The organism is Microbacterium canaveralium (genome assembly GCF_047238045.1).
Taxonomy (GTDB): Bacteria; Actinomycetota; Actinomycetes; order Actinomycetales; family Microbacteriaceae; genus Microbacterium.
The window spans coordinates 20998-37953 of sequence record NZ_JBDFMA010000006.1 but is presented as its reverse complement, the minus strand read 5'-3'; the positions used below and the strand labels follow the sequence as shown (position 1 = coordinate 37953).

20 protein-coding genes are annotated in these 16956 nt (G+C 66.8%); 10 read left to right on the top strand and 10 right to left on the bottom strand.

The genetic code is table 11. The annotated features are described in order from the left end of the window. Positions 1-241: 241 nt before the first annotated feature. Positions 242-1696, bottom strand: a complete 1455-nt coding sequence (locus ABC271_RS18595) for an aldehyde dehydrogenase family protein (RefSeq protein ID WP_062633835.1) — start codon at positions 1694-1696, stop codon at positions 242-244. Positions 1697-1961: 265 nt separating this feature from the next. Between ABC271_RS18595 and ABC271_RS18590 the strand changes: the two genes are divergently transcribed. From ABC271_RS18590 to ABC271_RS18565, 6 genes are read left to right on the top strand one after another with little or no spacing between them, the layout of a single operon-like run. Continuing rightward, positions 1962-3404 (top strand): Rieske 2Fe-2S domain-containing protein, encoded by a 1443-nt coding sequence (locus ABC271_RS18590; RefSeq protein WP_228164524.1) that lies wholly within the window; start codon positions 1962-1964, stop codon positions 3402-3404. Beyond that, positions 3401-3991, top strand: a complete 591-nt coding sequence (locus ABC271_RS18585) for a 3-phenylpropionate/cinnamic acid dioxygenase subunit beta (protein WP_062633826.1) — start codon at positions 3401-3403, stop codon at positions 3989-3991. The genes ABC271_RS18590 and ABC271_RS18585 overlap by 4 nt, the downstream gene beginning before the upstream one ends. Further along, positions 3988-4332: a hypothetical protein gene (locus tag ABC271_RS18580; RefSeq protein WP_085603657.1), complete on the top strand. Its 345-nt coding sequence runs from the start codon at positions 3988-3990 to the stop codon at positions 4330-4332. The genes ABC271_RS18585 and ABC271_RS18580 overlap by 4 nt, the downstream gene beginning before the upstream one ends. Then, on the top strand, positions 4313-4507 hold the full coding sequence (locus ABC271_RS18575; RefSeq protein ID WP_062633830.1) for a ferredoxin: 195 nt from the start codon (positions 4313-4315) through the stop codon (positions 4505-4507). The genes ABC271_RS18580 and ABC271_RS18575 overlap by 20 nt, the downstream gene beginning before the upstream one ends. A 10-nt stretch (positions 4508-4517) precedes the next feature. Then, the gene (locus ABC271_RS18570) at positions 4518-5756 is read left to right on the top strand and encodes an NAD(P)/FAD-dependent oxidoreductase (RefSeq protein ID WP_062633832.1); all 1239 of its coding nucleotides are present in this window, start codon (positions 4518-4520) and stop codon (positions 5754-5756) included. Beyond that, complete coding sequence (locus tag ABC271_RS18565; protein ID WP_005050739.1) at positions 5753-6592, top strand: aldo/keto reductase; 840 nt, start codon at positions 5753-5755, stop codon at positions 6590-6592. Before ABC271_RS18570 ends, ABC271_RS18565 begins: the two co-directional genes overlap by 4 nt. A gap of 99 nt (positions 6593-6691) precedes the next feature. On the opposite strand, the gene ABC271_RS18560 is transcribed toward ABC271_RS18565, so the two are convergent. After that, a complete protein-coding gene (locus ABC271_RS18560) occupies positions 6692-7474 on the bottom strand; it encodes an IclR family transcriptional regulator (RefSeq protein ID WP_039712028.1) in 783 nt (260 codons plus the stop codon). A 487-nt stretch (positions 7475-7961) separates the two neighbouring features. Between ABC271_RS18560 and ABC271_RS18555 the strand changes: the two genes are divergently transcribed. Both ABC271_RS18555 and ABC271_RS18550 read left to right on the top strand, forming a co-directional pair. Continuing rightward, positions 7962-9197, top strand: coding sequence for an IS256 family transposase (locus tag ABC271_RS18555; RefSeq protein WP_046746337.1), 1236 nt, complete (start codon positions 7962-7964; stop codon positions 9195-9197). A gap of 599 nt (positions 9198-9796) precedes the next feature. Further along, positions 9797-10351 carry a putative antibiotic biosynthesis monooxygenase gene (locus ABC271_RS18550; protein WP_005050743.1) on the top strand — a complete coding sequence of 185 codons (555 nt, stop codon included), beginning with the start codon at positions 9797-9799 and terminating at the stop codon, positions 10349-10351. Here ABC271_RS18550 and ABC271_RS18545 read toward each other — a convergent pair. Then, positions 10272-10679, bottom strand: a complete 408-nt coding sequence (locus ABC271_RS18545; protein WP_005050745.1) for an AMP-binding enzyme — start codon at positions 10677-10679, stop codon at positions 10272-10274. The genes ABC271_RS18550 and ABC271_RS18545 overlap by 80 nt on opposite strands. Before the next feature lie 159 nt (positions 10680-10838). Continuing rightward, entirely contained in the window at positions 10839-11063 is a 225-nt protein-coding gene (locus ABC271_RS18540) for a hypothetical protein (protein ID WP_039712023.1), read from the bottom strand. On the opposite strand from ABC271_RS18540, the gene ABC271_RS18535 reads away from it, so the two are divergent. Beyond that, positions 11050-12135 carry an SAM-dependent methyltransferase gene (locus ABC271_RS18535; RefSeq protein ID WP_039712022.1) on the top strand — a complete coding sequence of 362 codons (1086 nt, stop codon included), beginning with the start codon at positions 11050-11052 and terminating at the stop codon, positions 12133-12135. The genes ABC271_RS18540 and ABC271_RS18535 overlap by 14 nt on opposite strands. A gap of 268 nt (positions 12136-12403) precedes the next feature. Here the strand turns inward: ABC271_RS18535 and ABC271_RS18530 are convergent, their stop codons facing one another. The 5 genes from ABC271_RS18530 to ABC271_RS18510 all read right to left on the bottom strand — a co-directional run bounded on the left by ABC271_RS18530 (position 12404) and on the right by ABC271_RS18510 (position 16052). After that, positions 12404-12829, bottom strand: coding sequence for a hypothetical protein (locus ABC271_RS18530; RefSeq protein ID WP_005050749.1), 426 nt, complete (start codon positions 12827-12829; stop codon positions 12404-12406). Positions 12830-12864: 35 nt separating this feature from the next. Continuing rightward, positions 12865-13266: a hypothetical protein gene (locus tag ABC271_RS18525; RefSeq protein WP_005050751.1), complete on the bottom strand. Its 402-nt coding sequence runs from the start codon at positions 13264-13266 to the stop codon at positions 12865-12867. Then, positions 13263-14087: a hypothetical protein gene (locus tag ABC271_RS18520; RefSeq protein WP_047801722.1), complete on the bottom strand. Its 825-nt coding sequence runs from the start codon at positions 14085-14087 to the stop codon at positions 13263-13265. Before ABC271_RS18520 ends, ABC271_RS18525 begins: the two co-directional genes overlap by 4 nt. After that, positions 14087-15715, bottom strand: coding sequence for a hypothetical protein (locus ABC271_RS18515; RefSeq protein ID WP_005050756.1), 1629 nt, complete (start codon positions 15713-15715; stop codon positions 14087-14089). Before ABC271_RS18515 ends, ABC271_RS18520 begins: the two co-directional genes overlap by 1 nt. 100 nt (positions 15716-15815) lie before the next feature. Beyond that, positions 15816-16052, bottom strand: coding sequence for a hypothetical protein (locus ABC271_RS18510; protein ID WP_043340519.1), 237 nt, complete (start codon positions 16050-16052; stop codon positions 15816-15818). Between the two features lie 93 nt (positions 16053-16145). On the opposite strand from ABC271_RS18510, the gene ABC271_RS18505 reads away from it, so the two are divergent. Beyond that, positions 16146-16679 (top strand): helix-turn-helix transcriptional regulator, encoded by a 534-nt coding sequence (locus ABC271_RS18505; protein WP_005050761.1) that lies wholly within the window; start codon positions 16146-16148, stop codon positions 16677-16679. Between the two features lie 5 nt (positions 16680-16684). Here ABC271_RS18505 and ABC271_RS18500 read toward each other — a convergent pair. Beyond that, on the bottom strand, positions 16685-16956 hold a 272-nt coding region (locus ABC271_RS18500; protein ID WP_412926276.1), incomplete at its 5' end, for a GmrSD restriction endonuclease domain-containing protein.

Sequence of the window (16956 nt, the reverse complement as noted above, 5' to 3'; positions counted from 1 at the left end):
ACGCTCGCTCGAGGAACTCCGGAAGCCGCTCCGCCCGGGGGATCTCAGCCGACCACTTCGTGTACTGCTGTGTCGCCTCTGTGATGGCCCGGGGAACGTTTTCGGCGCCCAGGCATCCCTGCAGGCGGCCTTCGCCTCGACGGGGTTTGCCCGAGGCTGACGGGAACAGCGCCTCCCAGCACCGCCGGCATGGATCGCGCCGCGCTTGCTGCGACGACGTACAGCGCGCAGCGCTGCCCCCCTACGAGAGCAGAACGGTCACGGTCTTCGTCTCGGTGTACGAGATCAGTTCGTCGAGGGACTCCTCGCGGCCGATCCCCGAAGCCTTCACCCCTCCGAACGGCAGTCCCCAGAAGTGCCGGCTGCCACTGTTGACGAGGATGTAGCCGGCCTCGATCTGCCGGGCGACGACGTGGGCGCGCGTGACGTCGCGCGTCCAGATGCTCGAGGTGAGCCCGTACTGGACGCCGTTGGCGATCCGTACGGCCTCCTCGTCGGCGTCGAAGGTGGTGACGGAGAGGACGGGGCCGAAGATCTCGTTCTGCTCGACGAACGACCCGGGGCTGACACCGGTGAGCAGCGTCGGCTCGACGAACCACCCCTCATCGAGGCCGGCGGGACGGCCGCCGCCCGTCGCCACGGTGGCACCCGCCTTCCTGCCTTCGGCGATGGCGCTGATGGACTTCTGGAACTGTGCCTCCGACACGAGCGGGCCCATGTCCACGGACGGGTCCAGCGGGTCTCCCACCCGGATCGCGGCCATGCGCTCGGCGACCCGGCCGATCACTTCGTCGGCCACCGAGGAGTGCACGAGCAGGCGGCTCGTCGAGCCGCAGCTCTGTCCGGCGACCCACGTGAAGTTCATACCCGCGACGGCACCGGCCGCAGCCGCCTCCAAATCGGCGTCGGCGAAGACGATCTGAGCGTTCTTTCCGCCCAGTTCGAGCGACACGTGCTTGACTCCGGTCTCGGCTGCATCCCGCTGGATCGATTGCCCCGTCGCGGTGGACCCGATGAAACCGATCCGGCGGACCTCGGGATGACGCACCAGCGCGCGTCCGGTCACCGCGCCGCGACCGCTGACGGTGATCAACAGATTGTCCGGGAGGATCCCGACCGCGAGCTCGGCCAGGCGCAACGAAGACAGCGGCGTCTGGTCCGGGGCCTTGAGGACCACGGCGTTGCCGGCGACGAGGGGCGCGGCGACCTTCGCCGCCGCGAAGAAGAAGGGATGGTTGAACGCACCGATACGCGCGACCACTCCGTAGGGCACCTGCATGGTGTAGTGGAGGTTCGTGCTCACCGGAATCGTCCGGCCACCGAGGTCGAGCGCCATGTCGGCGAAGATCTCCATGAGTTCCGCCGCCGCGTCCACATCGCCCCTCATCATCGAGAGGGTGAACCCGCCGTCCAGTGCGTCGAGAGTGGCGAGCTCCTCACGGTGCTCTCGGATCGTCGCAGCGAGTTGCCGGATCACGGCGGCCCGGGCTCGGGGCGGCATCGCGCCCCAGGCCGGCTGCGCAGCCTGCGCCGCCGCCACCGCGCGCCCGACCTCCTCCTCGGAGAGGTCGGGGGCGGAGGTCAGGGGACGCCCGGTCGTGGGGTTCTCGACCTCGTAGCGCGCGGCACTGGCCCACGGCTTGCCATCGAGAGTGACGGTCCATTCCCGGTCTGCGACATCGGTCGACGGGCTCATCATTGACTCCTCGTTTCCAGCAGAAGCGGTTTCTGTGTTCCAGAGGAGCATGCCCACCCTCTGGGACGGGAGGATGGTCCTCGCAGCCGCGACGCATCGCCTCCTCCTCCGAGCGCGGCCGCGAAGGCCTTCCTCGGGCCCACTTGACGTAAGGCGCGCGTGTGTGGCAGAATCAATTTCTGCACATCAGAAACTATGCCTCGGCCCGCTTCGACGTGCGACGTCGGAGCGGTGTCGAAGCATTACACTACGGATAGGCGCGACGATGAGCACTTCCAGCATGACGATCTACGACGAGATCCGTCGCGGAATGATACCGGCGTACATCTACAACGACGCGGAGATCTTCGCGCGCGAACGAAAGAACCTTTTCAGCCGCGCCTGGCTGTTCGTGGGCCACGAGTCCGAGATTCCTCAGGCCGGCGACTACGTCGTCCGGCGAATACTCGACGACTCGTTCATCATCGTCCGCGACGAGAAGGGTGAGATCCGCGCCCACTTCAACATGTGCCTGCATCGCGGCATGCAGGTCTGCCGGGCCGAGATGGGGAACGCCTCGCACTTCCGCTGCCCGTACCACGGGTGGTCCTACCGCAACGACGGACGCATCGTCGGACTCCCCTTCCACGAGGAGGCCTACGGCGGCGAGGCCGGGTTCAGCCGAAAGGGCGCACGGCTCCTGCCGGCGCCGAACCTCGGTATGTACAACGGCCTGATCTTCATCAGCATGGACCCGGATGCGCCGAGCCTCGAGGACTACATCGGCGACTTCAAGTTCTATCTCGACTACTACACCCGGCAGAGCCCCAGCGGCATCGAGCTCCGGGGCCCGCAGCGGTGGCGCGTCAAGGCGAACTGGAAGATCGGCGCCGAGAACTTCGCCGGCGACATGTACCACACGCCCCAGACGCACACCTCGGTCGTCGAGATCGGGCTGTTCCGCGAGCCGAAGGCCGAGAAGCGCAAGGACGGCAACACATACTGGGCCGGCAACGGAGGCGGCACGACCTACAAGCTCCCGCCGGGCACGCTCGAGGAGCGGCTGCGGTACGTCGGCTACCCGGACGAGATGGTCGAGCGGATGAAGGCGACCTGGTCTCAGGAGCAGCTCGATGTCATCGGCCGCGACGGGTTCATGATCTCCGCGGCCTCGCTCTTCCCGAACATGTCCTTCGTCCACAACTGGCCCAAGGTCGAGGAGGGTTCGGACGAGGACGTGCTCCCGTTCATCTCCATCCGGACGTGGCTTCCGATCAGCGAGGACGAGACCGAGGTGTACTCCTGGTTCGCGGTCGACGCTGAGGCTCCGGAGGAGTTCAAGGCACTGTCGTACAAGGCCTACCTGATGTGCTTCGGGTCGACGGGCATGTTCGAGCAGGACGACGTGGAGAACTGGGTCTCGCTCACGAACACGGCGAAGGGATCAATGGCGCGGCGCCTGCTCCTGAACAGCCGCATGGGCATCCTCAAGGATGGATCGCCGGTCGTCGAGCCGCTCGGCCCCGACCAGTTCGCCGGCCCCGGCGTCGCGCACGTGGGCTACGGCGAGTACAACCAGCGCCATCTGCTCCACCGCTGGGCGGACTACCTGGAGTCGGAGTACGAGGGCGTCGACTTCCGTGCCCTGTCGATCGGCGGCGAGCCGCCACTGGATGTCGAGCCCCGACCTGCGGGCATCACGAACAATGGTCAGAAGGTGGTCCGATGATCGAGGAGACCGGCAAGGCAGTTTCCGAAGTCTCCCGGCTTCGCAAGTCGTCAACCCTCGCCGACCGGGTGGGCTCGTCCCTGCCCTTCACGAGCGAGCTGCACGCCACGATCCATCGCTGGCTCGTCGAAGAGGCCTACACTCTCGACCAGCAGCGGTATGAGAGCTGGCTGGACATGCTGACGGAAGACATCCACTACGTCATGCCCGTCCGCGTGACCACCGCACTCGGCACGCCCTTCAGCACGTCCCCCGGGATGGCGCACTGGGACGAGAACAAGTACTCGCTCAGCCGGCGCGTCGCACGGTTCCTTACCGAGCATGCCTGGACCGAGGACCCTCCGTCCCGGCTGCGTCACTTCGTGACCAACGTGCGGGTGTTCGAGACCGACGTGCCCGGCGAGGTGCTCGCCGACTCCGCGATGCTGCTGTTCCGCAGCCGAGGAGACGTGAACGAGCCGTCGATCATCTCCGCCCACCGGGAGGATGTGTTCCGTGACGTCGGAGGCGAGTACAAGCTCGCGCGCCGCGTCATCCTCGTCGACGAGTCGGTGCTGCGCACCCAGAACCTGGCGATCTTCCTGTGACCCTGGAGTGGGAAGGCGCCGACGTCGATCGGGCCGCCGCGATCGCCGCCGCCGAGGAGCGCGCACGTTTGGTCGCGCGCACCGTCGGCGAGCCGCTCACGATCGCCAACGAGTTCTCTGAGATCACGGTGAGCCGGGTCGAGACCCGCAACGGGACGCGTCTGCTCATCGACTCTCCGAAATCCGGACAATGGATCGCACTCGACCCGCTCGAGCTGGAGGCGCTCACCTGGCAGACCGTCCAGACGTTCTCAGCGATGATCGGGTCGCCGTACGCGCCCGTGTTCCCCGACCCCGACCCATCATCAACGAGGAATGACCATGGCCACGGTGAAGGCTGACCTCTCCCTCTGCCAGGGCTACGCGAACTGCGTCGTGGCCGCGGGAGACTACTTCGACATCGACGACGACGGCAAGGTCGTGCTCTTGCAGCTCGAGGTGCCGGACGCGGAGCGCACTCGCGTCGAGGAAGCCGCCCGAAGCTGCCCGGTCTCGGCGCTGTCTGTCGAGGGTTGAGCCGATTCGCATGTCTCACGTCGTCGTCGTCGGTGCTTCCGTCGCCGGAGTCAAGCTCGTACAGAATCTTCGTTCGGAGGGGTTCACCGGCGCGATCACGCTGGTGGACCAGGAGAGCCATCCCCTCTACGACCGTCCCCCGCTGTCGAAGAAGTACCTCAGCGGCGCCGCATCCGACCCGGAGATCGCGCTGACGACGGCGGAAGCGCTCGAAGGCCTGCGGGTCGAGACCCGTTTCGGCGTCGCCGCGACCGAGCTGGATCCTGCCGGCAAGACGCTGACGCTCGCCGACGGCAGCGAGCTGACCTACGACATCCTCGTCATCGCGACGGGTGCCCGAGCTCGCCGAACCCCGTGGGCTTCCACTCCCGGCGTCCACGTGCTGCGTACCCGCGCCGATGCCGACGAGCTGCGCAAGGAGCTCGTTCCGGGCCGCCACCTCGCGGTGGTCGGCGCCGGATTCATCGGCGCCGAGGCGGCCGCCACAGCGCTTGCGGCCGGTGTCAAGGTCACCATCATCGAACCGATCGGTGCTCCGATGGGCCGGGCGATGAATATGGAAGTGGGCGGTATCTTCGCGGAGAAGTACCGCAGGGAGGGTGCTGAGCTACGCTTCGGCGTCTCCGTCGAGAACGTCGAGCGCACGGGTGACCGCGTCCAGGTCACGCTCACCGATGGCGCGACGCTGGATGTCGACGCTGTCCTGCTCGGTATCGGAGCGGTCGTCAACACGGAGTGGCTCGAGTCGTCGGGCCTCGCGCTGGATAACGGTGTCGTCTGCGAAGGCACGCTTGCCGCCGTCGGCGTCTCCCACGTGTATGCGATCGGCGACGTGGCACGATTCATGAACCGACGGCATCCCGACCCGATCCGGTTGGAGCACTGGACGAGCGCGACGGATCAGGCGCTGATTGTCGCGCATAACATCGCTCACCCGGATGACCTGCGCAGCTACGACCCGACGGAGTATGTGTGGAGCGACCAGTACGACTGGAAGATCCAGATCGTCGGGCATACCGGATCTGATCACTGGACGATGGTGGGCGACCCTGCGCAGGACCGCTTCGCCGTCGTGTACGGCGAGAGCCAAGGGCAGGCCGAAGGTGCCGTCATCGTGAACTGGCCGCGTGCCCTCGTCGACGCCCGCCGCTCGGTCGCCTCGCGAGCGAAGGCGGACGAGCTGATACATCGGCTGCGCGCCCTCCTCGAGCCCTCGAGCACGGCTCCGGCGAAGGCGGCCGCCCGATGAGAGCTGACGACACCACCCTCCCCCTCCTGCACGGTCACCGCATCCCGCGAATCGGGGTGGGCACGTGGCCACTCACGGGAGACGAGTGCGCAACGATGGTCGAGAAGGCGGTCGGCTACGGTTACCGCCTGTTCGATACGGCGTACAAGTACGCGAATGAGGAGGCCGTCGGTGCCGGTCTGCGTGCATCGGGCATCCCTCGTGACGAGGTCTTCATCACGAGCAAGTTCAACAAGGAGGACCACAGCGTCGAGGGAGTGCAGCGCGCGTACGACCGATCGCTGAAGACCCTTCGCGTCGACTACCTCGATCTGTTCCTGATCCATTGGCCGGTTCCGGCCCTCGACCGATACGTCGAAGCGTGGAAGGGTCTGGTGAGACTGCTCGAAGAGGGACGAGTGAAGGCGATCGGCGTCTCCAACTTCAAGTCTCACCACCTTCAGCGCGTCGTCGACGCGACCGGTGTCGTCCCCGACGTCGATCAGATCCAGCTCAGCGTCGACATCGCCCGTGTCGAACAGCGCAGCTTCCAGCGCGCTCACGGCATCCTGACCGAGGCGTGGAGCCCGCTCGGACGCGGAGGAGCCCTGCTGTCCGATCCCGCGGTGACCGCGATCGCGTCGAAGTATGACAAGTCGCCCGCACAGGTCCTACTGCGCTGGCACATCGAGGAAGGGATCGTTCCCGTCCCGCGCGCCGGCGATGAGAAGCATCTCGCGCAGAACATCGACGTCTTCGATTTCACGCTCAGCTCGGAGGATATGGCGACGCTGAGTGGGCTGGATCAAGGCGAAGAAGCCGCCCGCGACCCGGACGATCCGGCCAACGGGCACTGAGGCCCACGGCGGCGGGTCGGTCGCTCCCGCAGCCACGCTCATCAGCGGCGTGTTCGCGTGCGCAGCGCATCCATGGGCGCTACGACGACCCGGGCCGGTTCACCCCAACAGTTCGGCGAGGCGGATCGCGGCGTCCTGCAGTGACCGCGCTAGGGACTTGACCTTGCCCGGCGGTAACCGCTGCACGGGCGCGGAGGCGTTGATCGCCAGTCGCAGTCCCGACGAGACGTGGACCGGGACCGCGACGCTCGCCACGCCGTCCTCGCTTTCCTGCCGATTCACGGCATAACCGTCCAGTCGTGTCCGAACCAGTTCGGCGACGAGTTCGTCTCGGGAACGTATGGAGTTCGGTGTGACGATCTCGAGCTGCTCGTCCGGGTACAGCCGGAAGAGCTGCTCGTCGCTCAGCTCGGCAAGCAGCGCCTTGCCGGTCGAGGTGCAATGCGCCGGCAGGGTCTTGCCCAGTCTCGAAACCACGCGCACGGCCACATCGGGCTCGGCAACGGCGAGGAATCGGACATGGTTGCCCTCGAGCGTGCCCAGGTGGCAGGTCTCACCGAGGGCGGCGCTGAGGTCCTCGAGGATCGGCTGCGCCAGTCTCGGGACATCCATCCTGCGCAGCACCGAGAAGGCCACCGTCGTCAGCGCCGGGCCAGGGCCGTAAGCCTTGGTCACCGGGTTCTGCCGCACGAAGCCGCGCCATGCCAGCATCGCGAGAAGTCGGTGCGCGGTCGAGGTCGCCACCCCGAGGAGGGCACCGGCGTCCGTGAGCCGCAGCTCGTGCTCCTCACCCAGCAGCAGGATCAGCTTCAGCGCGTTGTCGACCGACTCGATCGGATACTGGGGTGGATCGCCCGGCGACCCGAGCTGTCGATTCTGCACGGCAGAAAGCTTACTTGCAACGTGGGCGCGCTCCTCCTGCACCGCGCGCTCCGATGCCGACCCGACAGGCGGGAGGATCGTCTCCGCGGTGCCACTGCAGCCCGTGCCACCCCACGCCGCCCGCGTGGCTCCCTGTGACGGCCCCGACGGCCCAGGCGCTCTACGGTCGGAGCAGGACCTTCAGGCTGCTGGACGCGTCGCGGGACTGCTCGAAGGCGGCGGCGGCATCGTCGAAGGCGAACTCGTGGGTCGCCAGCGGCGACAGATCGATCCCCTGGGCGTCGGACGCCTGACGATCGACTCGAGGACGGCCTCGTACTCGCGATGAGCGATGGCGAACGACTGCGGGTGCCACAACTGATAGACCTGGAGTCCCGCGGGGTGGTGGTCTTTCGGGCCCGCGGCGTCGTGACCGCGACGGGGTGAGCCATCGTGCGATGGTCAGTGAGAACGACCAAGAACTCACACAGAAAGACGACACCGCACGATGGCTCTTGACCAGTCTGCCCTCCTCGAGCTGCTCGGGGAACTGAAGCTCACCGGCACCACCGACCGCATCCGAGCCGCGACCGAGCGGCTCTACCAGGAGCTGATCGACGCGGAGACAGCCGCATTCATCGGCGCCGCCCCCTACGAGCGCACGAGCGAGCGCACGACTACCCGCAACGGTTCCCGGCCGCGGGTGCTGTCGACCACGGCTGGGGATCTGGAGTTGCGGATCCCGAAGTTGCGGCAGGGGTCGTTCTTCCCGTCGCTGCTGGAGCGGCGCCGCCGGGTCGACCAAGCCTTGTTCGCGGTCGTGATGGAGGCCTACCTCCACGGCGTCTCAACCCGGAAGGTCGATGACCTCGTCAAAGCGCTCGGCGCTGACACTGGCATCTCGAAGTCCGAGGTGTCCCGCATCTGCCAAGGGCTCGACGCCGAGGTCGCATCGTTCCGCGACCGCTCGCTGTCTGACATCGCCTACCCCTACGTGTTCCTCGACGCGACCTACTGCAAGGTCCGCATCGACCACCGTGTCGTGTCCCAGGCGGTCGTCGTCGCGATCGGCGTCGCCGCTGACGGGCGGCGGGTCGTGCTGGGCTTCGATGTCGGAGACAGCGAGACCGAGGAGTTCTGGAAGCAGTTCCTGCGCTCGTTGAAGACACGAGGTCTGGGCGGGGTGAAGCTGGTGATCTCCGACGCCCACGCCGGACTGAAGAAGGCCGCAGCGACCGTGTTGCAGGGCGCCGCCTGGCAGCGCTGCCGCGTCCACTTCATGCGCAACGTCCTGACCGCCCTCCCGAAGGGCCGGCAGGAGATGGTCGCCAGCGTGATCCGCACGATCTTCGCCCAACCCGACGCCGAGCACATCGATGCCCAGTTCGACGAAGTCGTGCGCATGATCGAGCGCGTCCACCCCAAGACCGCCGTGATGCTCACCGACGCCCGTGACGACATCCTCGCGTTCAAAGCGTTCCCCGCCCGGCATTGGCGACAGATCTGGTCCACGAACCCGCTGGAACGCCTCAATCGGGAGATCAAGCGCCGCACCGACGTCGTTGGCGTGTTCCCGAACAACGCCGCCCTGCTCCGCCTGGCCGGCTCCGTCCTCGTCGAGCAACACGACGAATGGGAAGCCGCCGACCGCCGCTACTTCTCCGAAGCCTCCATGACCGAGCTCACCGCGACCACCCCCACCATCGACGAGGCGGTGATACTCCCCGAGATCACCGCCGCCTAAACTAACGACAGCTGATCATCGCAACGAAGCGAAAGACCACCACTCAAACGGACGCGGCCCTGATAGATGTGTAAGCAGCGTTCCGGGTAGGAGTCCACTACCCGCCCCAACGGGATGTCTGCACGCGCGACGCAGCAGCGGAGGAACGCGTGGTGCGCCACCAGCCAGGCGCCCATGTCACCGACTGCCAGCGCCGCATCCATTAGCGTCCCGTACTCGCGCGAAGCGCCGATCTCGGAGCGCAGCATCCGTCCACCGTCCGGCGCGCGCCTAAGGACTCCAGCTGAAGCCGGACACCGTAGAGCTGGTCGACCTCTTCTACGTCCGGGTGATACACCGTCGCTCGGCGATGGTATCGGCCTCGTTTGAGCCTTTCTTCCCGCAGCAAGCGAAACGCCTCGTGCAAATGACCTCCCCGTCGATCCAGGTCTTTCAACTTTCCATCCTGCGTGAGGCGGCAGTGGCGGTGACACTCCACTGCTCGGAAGAGCACTATTTCGCGCTATTGATCCGGACCCCGATGGTCGGAAGCTGTTCAGTGCCGCGTCATCGGCGCAATACGCTGGGAGACGGGGCTTCCTCTGCCCCGGGAGGACACCATGCAACCAGATAACCTCACGGTCACGGCTCGGGTGGCGCGCACAGCCGTCCCCGGGCGGCTGGACGATCTCACCGAGTGGGCGCATGGTTTCACCGGCCGGGCCCAGTCGTTCCCCGGCTACCGGGAGTCGAAGGTCCGAGTCTCGGAACGGCACCGGCGCCAGGTTGTCGTCGAGATCACGTTCGCTTCCCCCCATGACCTCATCCGGTGGGAGGACAGTAAGGAGCGGCAGGCGCACCTGCAACAGGCCGTGCCGCTCACGATCGGGCAGGCCCGTCCACTGACTCCGGACGCCCTCACCGGTGCAATCCCGACGGCCGGTCCCGCGCGCCCGCGGTGGTGGACGGCGATTTTAGTGTGGATCGCGCTGGTACCGCCTGCCATGTTCAACGCCTACTTCATCGCTCCGCTCCTGACCGGCCTGCCGCCGTACCTCCAGATCCTATGTACGACGCCACTGACCGTCGCGTGCGTCATCTGGGTGATGTTGCCTCTATTGCACGCGCTCGAGGAGAGCATCCGCCACTGGCTCGCGTGGCGGCGCGGGCGCTGAGCGTCTGCCCCATTAGGCGCTGTCGCGGCGGGCAAAGCCCTCTCCGCTCCCTCTTGTCAATCTTGCCTACCTTGGTGAGGGGCATGTCGTCGACGGCGATCAGCCGCTCGGGGTGCTTATGCTTAGCCACCCCGGCGGACTCCATGGCGGCGCGGATCCGTTCGAGCCCGAGCGGGCCGCCCTCCTTGAGACTCACGTAGACGCATACCCGCTCGCTGAACACGGGGTCGAGCATCGCGACGGCGGCCGCTAGATCGAAGCTGTCATAGCGGTAGACGAGGTCCTCCACCTCTTCGCACGAAATCTTCTCGCTGCCTCGGTTGATCATGTCGAGATGTAGCCATCCTCGGTGAAGGACCGCGCGTTCGTCTCAGGTGCGCGGTAGCATCCGCGCGGGGTGTAGCGGATCGGTTTCCTGCTCGAGCATAGATCGACGGCTCATCAGATGCCTCCAGAGTTCTTTTCGTCGGTTATGTCGGTGTGGTGATCAGCGGCGGCGCTGGCGCTTGCCGCCCCAGAACGCGCGGACTGCCATGGTGATCGCTTCGTCTTTGGTGAGGCGATCACCACGGGCCGCGGCTTCGTCGCGTGCCTGGTTGATGTACTCGAAGACGTCCGGAGGTAGTCGGAAGGTCGCGGGGTGTTTTTCGATGCGCTGGACATTGTACGGGCCGCGCTTCTTGCCGGTGCGGGGCGACGTGTCACACCCCAATCAGGGCGGCTTCGACGTCGTCATCGGCAACCCACCCTACGTCAACCGGCGCGAGCTCAGCTACCGCATCACCGGCTTCGAGACAGACAACGTCGACGACATCTACGCCTCCTGCTGCGAGCGCTCGGCGCAGATCACGCGCCCGGATGGCCGGCTCAGCCTGATCGTTCCCATCCGCAGCCAGTTCGCCGATCGCGACGAGTCACTGCGGAAGTTCTACGAGCGGCGGTTCGATGCGATCTGGGTGAGCACCTTCCAGGAACGCCCGGCTGCCCTGTTCCAGGTGAAGGTGCGCAGCACGATCATCACCGCCGCCGGGTATGGCAGCGTCTCCGAGCTGCACACGACGCTCACCCACAGCTGGATCGAGGCGTTCCGTCCGCATCTGATGGCGACACTGCGGTATTCGCTTCGGCCCGCCGGCTCGCGGACCCCGAACTGGATGCGCGCCAGCAGCGACGCGATGTTCGAGCTGATCGACACGCTGCTTGCGAAGGGCACGATCTCCTCGACGCCGCTTGTCCGTGTGAGCGACTACTCCGTCGGTTTCAAGAAGACCGCCACGTACTTCCTGAGCACGTACACGGTGCCGCCGGTCACCTACGACAAGACCACGCACGCCACGGTGCCCCTCAACGAGGGGAAGCTGTTCGTTCAGAACCGGAAGGACCAGCTCGCGGCCAGCGCGATCGCGGCGTCGCGGCTGGCGTTCCTGTGGTGGACGTTCACGGGCGACTGCTTCAACGTCACCAAGGGCACGATGTCGCAGATCCCATTCTCCCCGCACGCTTACGGGCAGGACACGTTCGATGCTCTGGTGGAGCTCGGCGAGAGGATCGAGGAGGCGCTGCCGGCCGTGCGCTCCTGGGATCTCAACTCCGGGAAGTACGTGGGCGGGTACGCGATCCCCGAACTGCGTCATCTCACCGGTCAGGCCGACGAGATCATGCTGGAGGCGATCGGCCGCATCGATCTGCTGCCGGAGATCCAGTACGCCCACGCCCGGATGTACAAGAGCACCGGGATTTCCGCGACGACACTGCGAAAGTTGCCGTTCGAGGTCGAGGTGTGACGCGCGACATCCGCACGGGTCCTTTGCCCTCGAGCGACTGCGATCGTTCGTCCGGGTCAGGATCCTCTGAGTGATGGATATGACAGGTAGGCGCTACCGGATGAGTTGACCCATCTCCCAGTCGCCGAGAGGGATCGTCCGACAAGTTCTGTCAGCGGTCCAAGCGGGACGGTGGCGGTCAGGTTGATCATCGCCGCACAGCATAGAACGCGTTCTCGAACTCGATGGGCGGGACGACACACCGACAGCGGTGGGGTGCCTACCCTTCTCAGGCGGAGTCACGGAGCGAGGTGACAAGCTCCGCGGGGAGGGCAAAGACCTTCTCGAGCAACGGGAGAAGGTCCCGGACTGCCTCGAGGTGCTGCTCTTCGGTCAGATCGTCGATCGCCGGAGGCTCGTCGCCAGTCCAGCCGATCGCTTCCGCCACGATCGTCAGGGACCAGGAGTCCCACCTGAGCCGCCCCTCGGATCGCAGCTGCTCCCGGAACTGACCGAGCACGCCCACGGGCTGAAACGCATTGCGATCGCGCGCGAGCTCGTCGCGAACGTACAACATCGCCGTTTCGAAACCGAGCAGGAACGTGTGCACTCGCTCGAACGTGACGGGCTGCCCGATATACATTCCGGATCGCTTCACGAATGCCTCGGCGATCGAGTAGACCGGCAACTCGGCCGGCCCGTTAGTTTCACTCATCTCGACTTCCCTGCCAGCAGCTCAGGAGACGGTCATTACCCGCGGCGCCGTTTGCGGCCCCAGTAGGCGCGAAGCGCAACGGTGACGATCTCGTCCTTGGTGAGGCGGTCGCCGCGGCTGGCTGCATCCTGCTTGGCCCAGTCCATCAGTTCAAGCGCGTCGTCGGGGAGACGGATCGAGACGGGCTTCTTCTGGACGTAGACGACGTTGTAGGGCCCCCGCTTCTTCTTCGCCGGCGGTGGCGTCTCCGCCTCGGCCGACTCAGGAGGCGTCGCGCTCGCCGCTGCCGGCTTCTGGCTTGCGCGAGGTGCGCGTGCGGGTGCTTCGGACGTCGCTGCCTGGTCGACGTCGCTGGTGACTTCCTCAGCGGGGGGCGCGGCCTTGCGTGCGCGGGGCTTCGCTGCAGCTGTGGGCTTCTTCGGGGCGGCCATGGTCACTGACCACCTCCTCGGTTTCCACGGCGGCGAGCGCGGCGCTCCTCGATGCGCCGCTTCTCTTCCATGCTGATGAGCTCCGCCGGCGACAGCGAGCGGGGGCGGCGAGTGCGGCCGCGCTCGGCCTGCCTCTGGTACTCGGTCGTCTTGGCCGTGCTGACGACGTTGAGGGTGACGCCGGTGATGGTGTCGCGGCTGGTGTCGAGGTTCACGTATCGGTTCTTCGACTCTTCGCGGAACCAGCCGAGGGCGTCGCCGCCGTTCTCGTGGATGCGCTTGAGCATCGTCGAGGCGTTGTACGAGTTGACCTCCATCACGCGGCCGTTGGAGAAGGTCAGGTGGGCGGTGATCTGCTTCTGCTTGTCGTGGGACTGGCCCTTGGCGGCGTTGCGGACCTGCTTGATCAGTTCGGCGTTCGCCTGCTCGCGGCCCTTCGCGGTGCGGCCCTTGGGGATGCGCATCTCGATGTACCGGTCGCCCCCGGTGGCGTATGCCACGTCGACGCGCAGCCGACCACCCTGGCGACCCTCAACGTAGGTGCCGCTGAGGTCTTCGGGGATGACGGGCTTGGCGCCGGCCTTGCCTCGCACGGGGGCGATCGAGCCGTCCTTGCGCCGGCGCCGCGGCGGGACGTGGGTGAGGCGTCCGGTGTCAGCGAGCTCCTGGAGCGCCTGGCGGTAGAGGGCGCCGCTGGTTTCGCCGTTGAGGATCTTGCGGACCATTCGAGGCGAGCGGTGCAGCTCCTCGGCGATCTCGGCCGTGCTGATGCCCTTGCGCCGCAGATCGCGGATGAGGTCTTGGGCGGTGCGCTGCTGGTCAGCCATCAGCCCTTCTCCTCTGCCTGCTCGAGCGCCTTGGCGATGCCGGCCCGCTCGGCACGTGCTTTCAGCGCGTCACGCTGCCGCAGCGTCTCCGGCGTGATGAAGGATCCGTTGAGGTAGCCCTGCAGGCGCAGGCGCCCGGTCTTGCCGTCGTCGCCGCCGCCGATGAACCGGTCCGGCAGGGACCACGCCGGCAGCTTGGTCGTGTAGATCGCATCACCCTGGATGCCGATGAGCGTCGAGGGGTCGACCGTGAGAGCACCGGAGGTGTAGCCGCCGAGGGAGCTGGGGCCGTGGAGGACGCGAGCGCGTGCGCGACCCCAGACCTGGGCGGCGAGCTCCGGGTGGTAGAAGCTTCGGGTGCGGTCGTTCGGGCGCGACGGGATGCGATAGATCCAGAGGTTGCCCTGTCGCAGCATCTTGGCCCTGTACTCGGGCGGGACGTCATCGGGCGACGCGGCGACGCGGGTCTCGTCGCGGCCCGCGGCGGCGAATGCACCGATCGAGTGCAGCATGATGTTCCGCAGCGCGGCGAGCACAGCGCGGCGCAGGTCCGGGTGCATCTCGTCCTGCAGCTGGACTCGCTCGCGGGCGCGCGTCATGCGCTCGGTGAAGGTGTCTAGAGGCTTGGCCTTGCGGAACACCACGGCCTCGTGAGGGCGGATCTCCCACCCGTGCTTGAGGGCGACGTGGATCTCGCTGCCGTCGGCCCAGGTGTCGTGCACCGCTCCGGGCCGGTTCGGATAGAACCAGCCTTCGCGAACGTCCAGGTGCTTCACACCGAGCAGGCCAACGTGGTTCCAGCCCTGAGGGACGCGGAACCGCACGTGGAAGCGGGCGCGCGCGTAGGGGTCTTGCTCGAGCAGCTCGTACGCGGCGGCCTGGTTCAGCCGGATCGCGGGGCCGATACCGAGCTCGCGCCCGACGCCGGCGAACATGAACCGGCCGTCGACGTAGGCGAACTCGCTGATCTTCTTCGTCTTGGCCGGGTCGATCAGCGGGACGCAGTCCTCGTGCTTGGCGAACGACTCCCCCGCGACCAGGTGGTCGTAGTGGTGCAGGCCCGAGGTGAAGTGGATCTCCTGGGCGATGTCGTCTTCGACCGGCACGGGGTTGATGTTCTTCGGCAGCGACAGCGCCCACAGGTTCGTTCCGGTGGCGGCAGGGCTGTTGAACAGGCGCGCGTTCTCGTCGGCGTGGCGAATGATCGACGCGGTGACGTTCCAGGCCAGACGAGCCTGGGCAGGGGTCAGCGGCCCGTCGCCGAACCACTCCTCCGCGGTGCGGACTTCGATCTTGAAGCCGGTGACCGCGTGCTCGAACCGACCGGTGGGCGGGCCGTTGTTGACCCAGTGGGCTCCGGGCTTCCAGTTCGGGGTCTGGACGTACAGCCAGTGCCGCACGCCAGGCGCAGGCTCGGGGCGCTTCCCGGTCAGCATGATGCGGTTAGCGCCGTACGAGGCAGCCGTGTCGAGCAGGTCCGTCAGGTTGGGGTTCTTGCGGCGCTCGCCGATGACGGGGCGAACGGGCGTGCCGGCGTCGGTGACGCCTTGCCCGGTGGTCTGGTCGACCCAGATCGTGGGCACGTCCTTCGGCGTCCACGGCTTGGGTCGGTAGTTCAGCTCGTCCATCTCACCCCCTCATTCGTCAGGTTATATTAGTCAAGAGTGCTTGAAAATTGCAATCAGATTTCGCAGTCGACGGGCGCTCCATGAAGGTCTGGCGGGGTCGCTAGGACGCGAGGCGGCCGCCGTAAGAGCGCCCGCGTCCGTGGTAGGACTTCTGCGCCTTCCGCAGCCCTTCCTCGGTCATCCCCAGCAGGAGGGCGATCTCTCGCTGGGTCAGCTCGGCCGCGCGCGCCTCGTCGACGACTTTGCCGCGGCGTTCGCGCAGCTCGTCCGCTTGCGCGAGCTGCTGGCCGATGCGACGGAGCTCCTCACGGATGGCGTCCGCGTCCTTGTTAGCCATGCGCCCCAGCATCCCCAACCAAGTTGGGTCTGGTTGCCGCGGCGCGCCGTAACCGCGAAAGTGGTTATATTCATCCAGCTGAGAGGAGCGCTGATGACCGGACGGCACCTCACCACGGCGGACGTCGCCGAGAAGCTCGGCGTGTCCGTCGTCGCGGTCTACAAGATGCGCTCCATCAGCAACAAGCTGCGCAGAGCCGGCCAGGAGGGTCCTCTGCTCCCCGAGCCGGTTGCCATAGAAGGCAACTCCCCGCTCTACGACGAGGCCGCGATCGACGCATTCGCGCAGGAGCGCGCGCGCAGGGCGCCCTCGCAGCGCGGCCGCCGGCCGCGACTGATGCCGGGACTGGCGCGCGATGCGGCTTTCGCGGAGCGGTTGCGGGCGGCGATCGCGGACGGGGCGGGGGCGCCCGAGGTTCCCACGCAGGCGGCTCTGATCGACCTGCTCGGCTTGAACGTCGTCACGTTCGGTGAGCGGATGCGAGGGCGCACCCGCTGGACCGACGCCGAGCTCGAGGTGATCAGGCGCACCCTCGGTGTCGACACGACGGATGCGAACGAGGTCGTAGACCGCGCTCGCGCGGCCAAGCGTCAGGCGCGCGCGGCGAGATCCCACGCGGGTTCGTAGCGGCTTCACGACATGCTCCCGCTCTCGTCGCTGGCTTGCTGGGCAGCGCAGGTTGAGAGCGTGTCCACGAGCGCACCGCGGTCGGCTTCGTCGACCGCGAGGTGCCAGGTGTCGACGATCTCCGTGTAGCGGGCGACGTAGGTGCACACGTAGTCGGCGTTCGATGGCAGCCACAGGGCTGGCCCGTGGTCGTTCTTGGCCGCATTCGTGTTGCCATCGACGGCGACGATGTTGTCGAACGAGTTGGCGAACTGAATGCGCTGCTGCTCGGTCCACG

Excerpts from the sequence above, each read along its gene's own strand:
- ABC271_RS18595 (WP_062633835.1), bottom strand. The coding sequence starts at position 1,696 with ATGAGCCCGTCGACCGATGTCGCAGACCGGGAATGGACCGTCACTCTC.
- ABC271_RS18590 (WP_228164524.1), top strand. The coding sequence starts at position 1,962 with ATGAGCACTTCCAGCATGACGATCTACGACGAGATCCGTCGCGGAATG.
- ABC271_RS18585 (WP_062633826.1), top strand. The coding sequence starts at position 3,401 with ATGATCGAGGAGACCGGCAAGGCAGTTTCCGAAGTCTCCCGGCTTCGC.
- ABC271_RS18575 (WP_062633830.1), top strand. The coding sequence starts at position 4,313 with ATGGCCACGGTGAAGGCTGACCTCTCCCTCTGCCAGGGCTACGCGAAC.
- ABC271_RS18570 (WP_062633832.1), top strand. The coding sequence starts at position 4,518 with ATGTCTCACGTCGTCGTCGTCGGTGCTTCCGTCGCCGGAGTCAAGCTC.
- ABC271_RS18565 (WP_005050739.1), top strand. The coding sequence starts at position 5,753 with ATGAGAGCTGACGACACCACCCTCCCCCTCCTGCACGGTCACCGCATC.
- ABC271_RS18555 (WP_046746337.1), top strand. The coding sequence starts at position 7,962 with ATGGCTCTTGACCAGTCTGCCCTCCTCGAGCTGCTCGGGGAACTGAAG.
- ABC271_RS18550 (WP_005050743.1), top strand. The coding sequence starts at position 9,797 with ATGCAACCAGATAACCTCACGGTCACGGCTCGGGTGGCGCGCACAGCC.
- ABC271_RS18545 (WP_005050745.1), bottom strand. The coding sequence starts at position 10,679 with ATGATCAACCGAGGCAGCGAGAAGATTTCGTGCGAAGAGGTGGAGGAC.
- ABC271_RS18530 (WP_005050749.1), bottom strand. The coding sequence starts at position 12,829 with ATGAGTGAAACTAACGGGCCGGCCGAGTTGCCGGTCTACTCGATCGCC.
- ABC271_RS18520 (WP_047801722.1), bottom strand. The coding sequence starts at position 14,087 with ATGGCTGACCAGCAGCGCACCGCCCAAGACCTCATCCGCGATCTGCGG.
- ABC271_RS18515 (WP_005050756.1), bottom strand. The coding sequence starts at position 15,715 with ATGGACGAGCTGAACTACCGACCCAAGCCGTGGACGCCGAAGGACGTG.
- ABC271_RS18510 (WP_043340519.1), bottom strand. The coding sequence starts at position 16,052 with ATGGCTAACAAGGACGCGGACGCCATCCGTGAGGAGCTCCGTCGCATC.
- ABC271_RS18505 (WP_005050761.1), top strand. The coding sequence starts at position 16,146 with ATGACCGGACGGCACCTCACCACGGCGGACGTCGCCGAGAAGCTCGGC.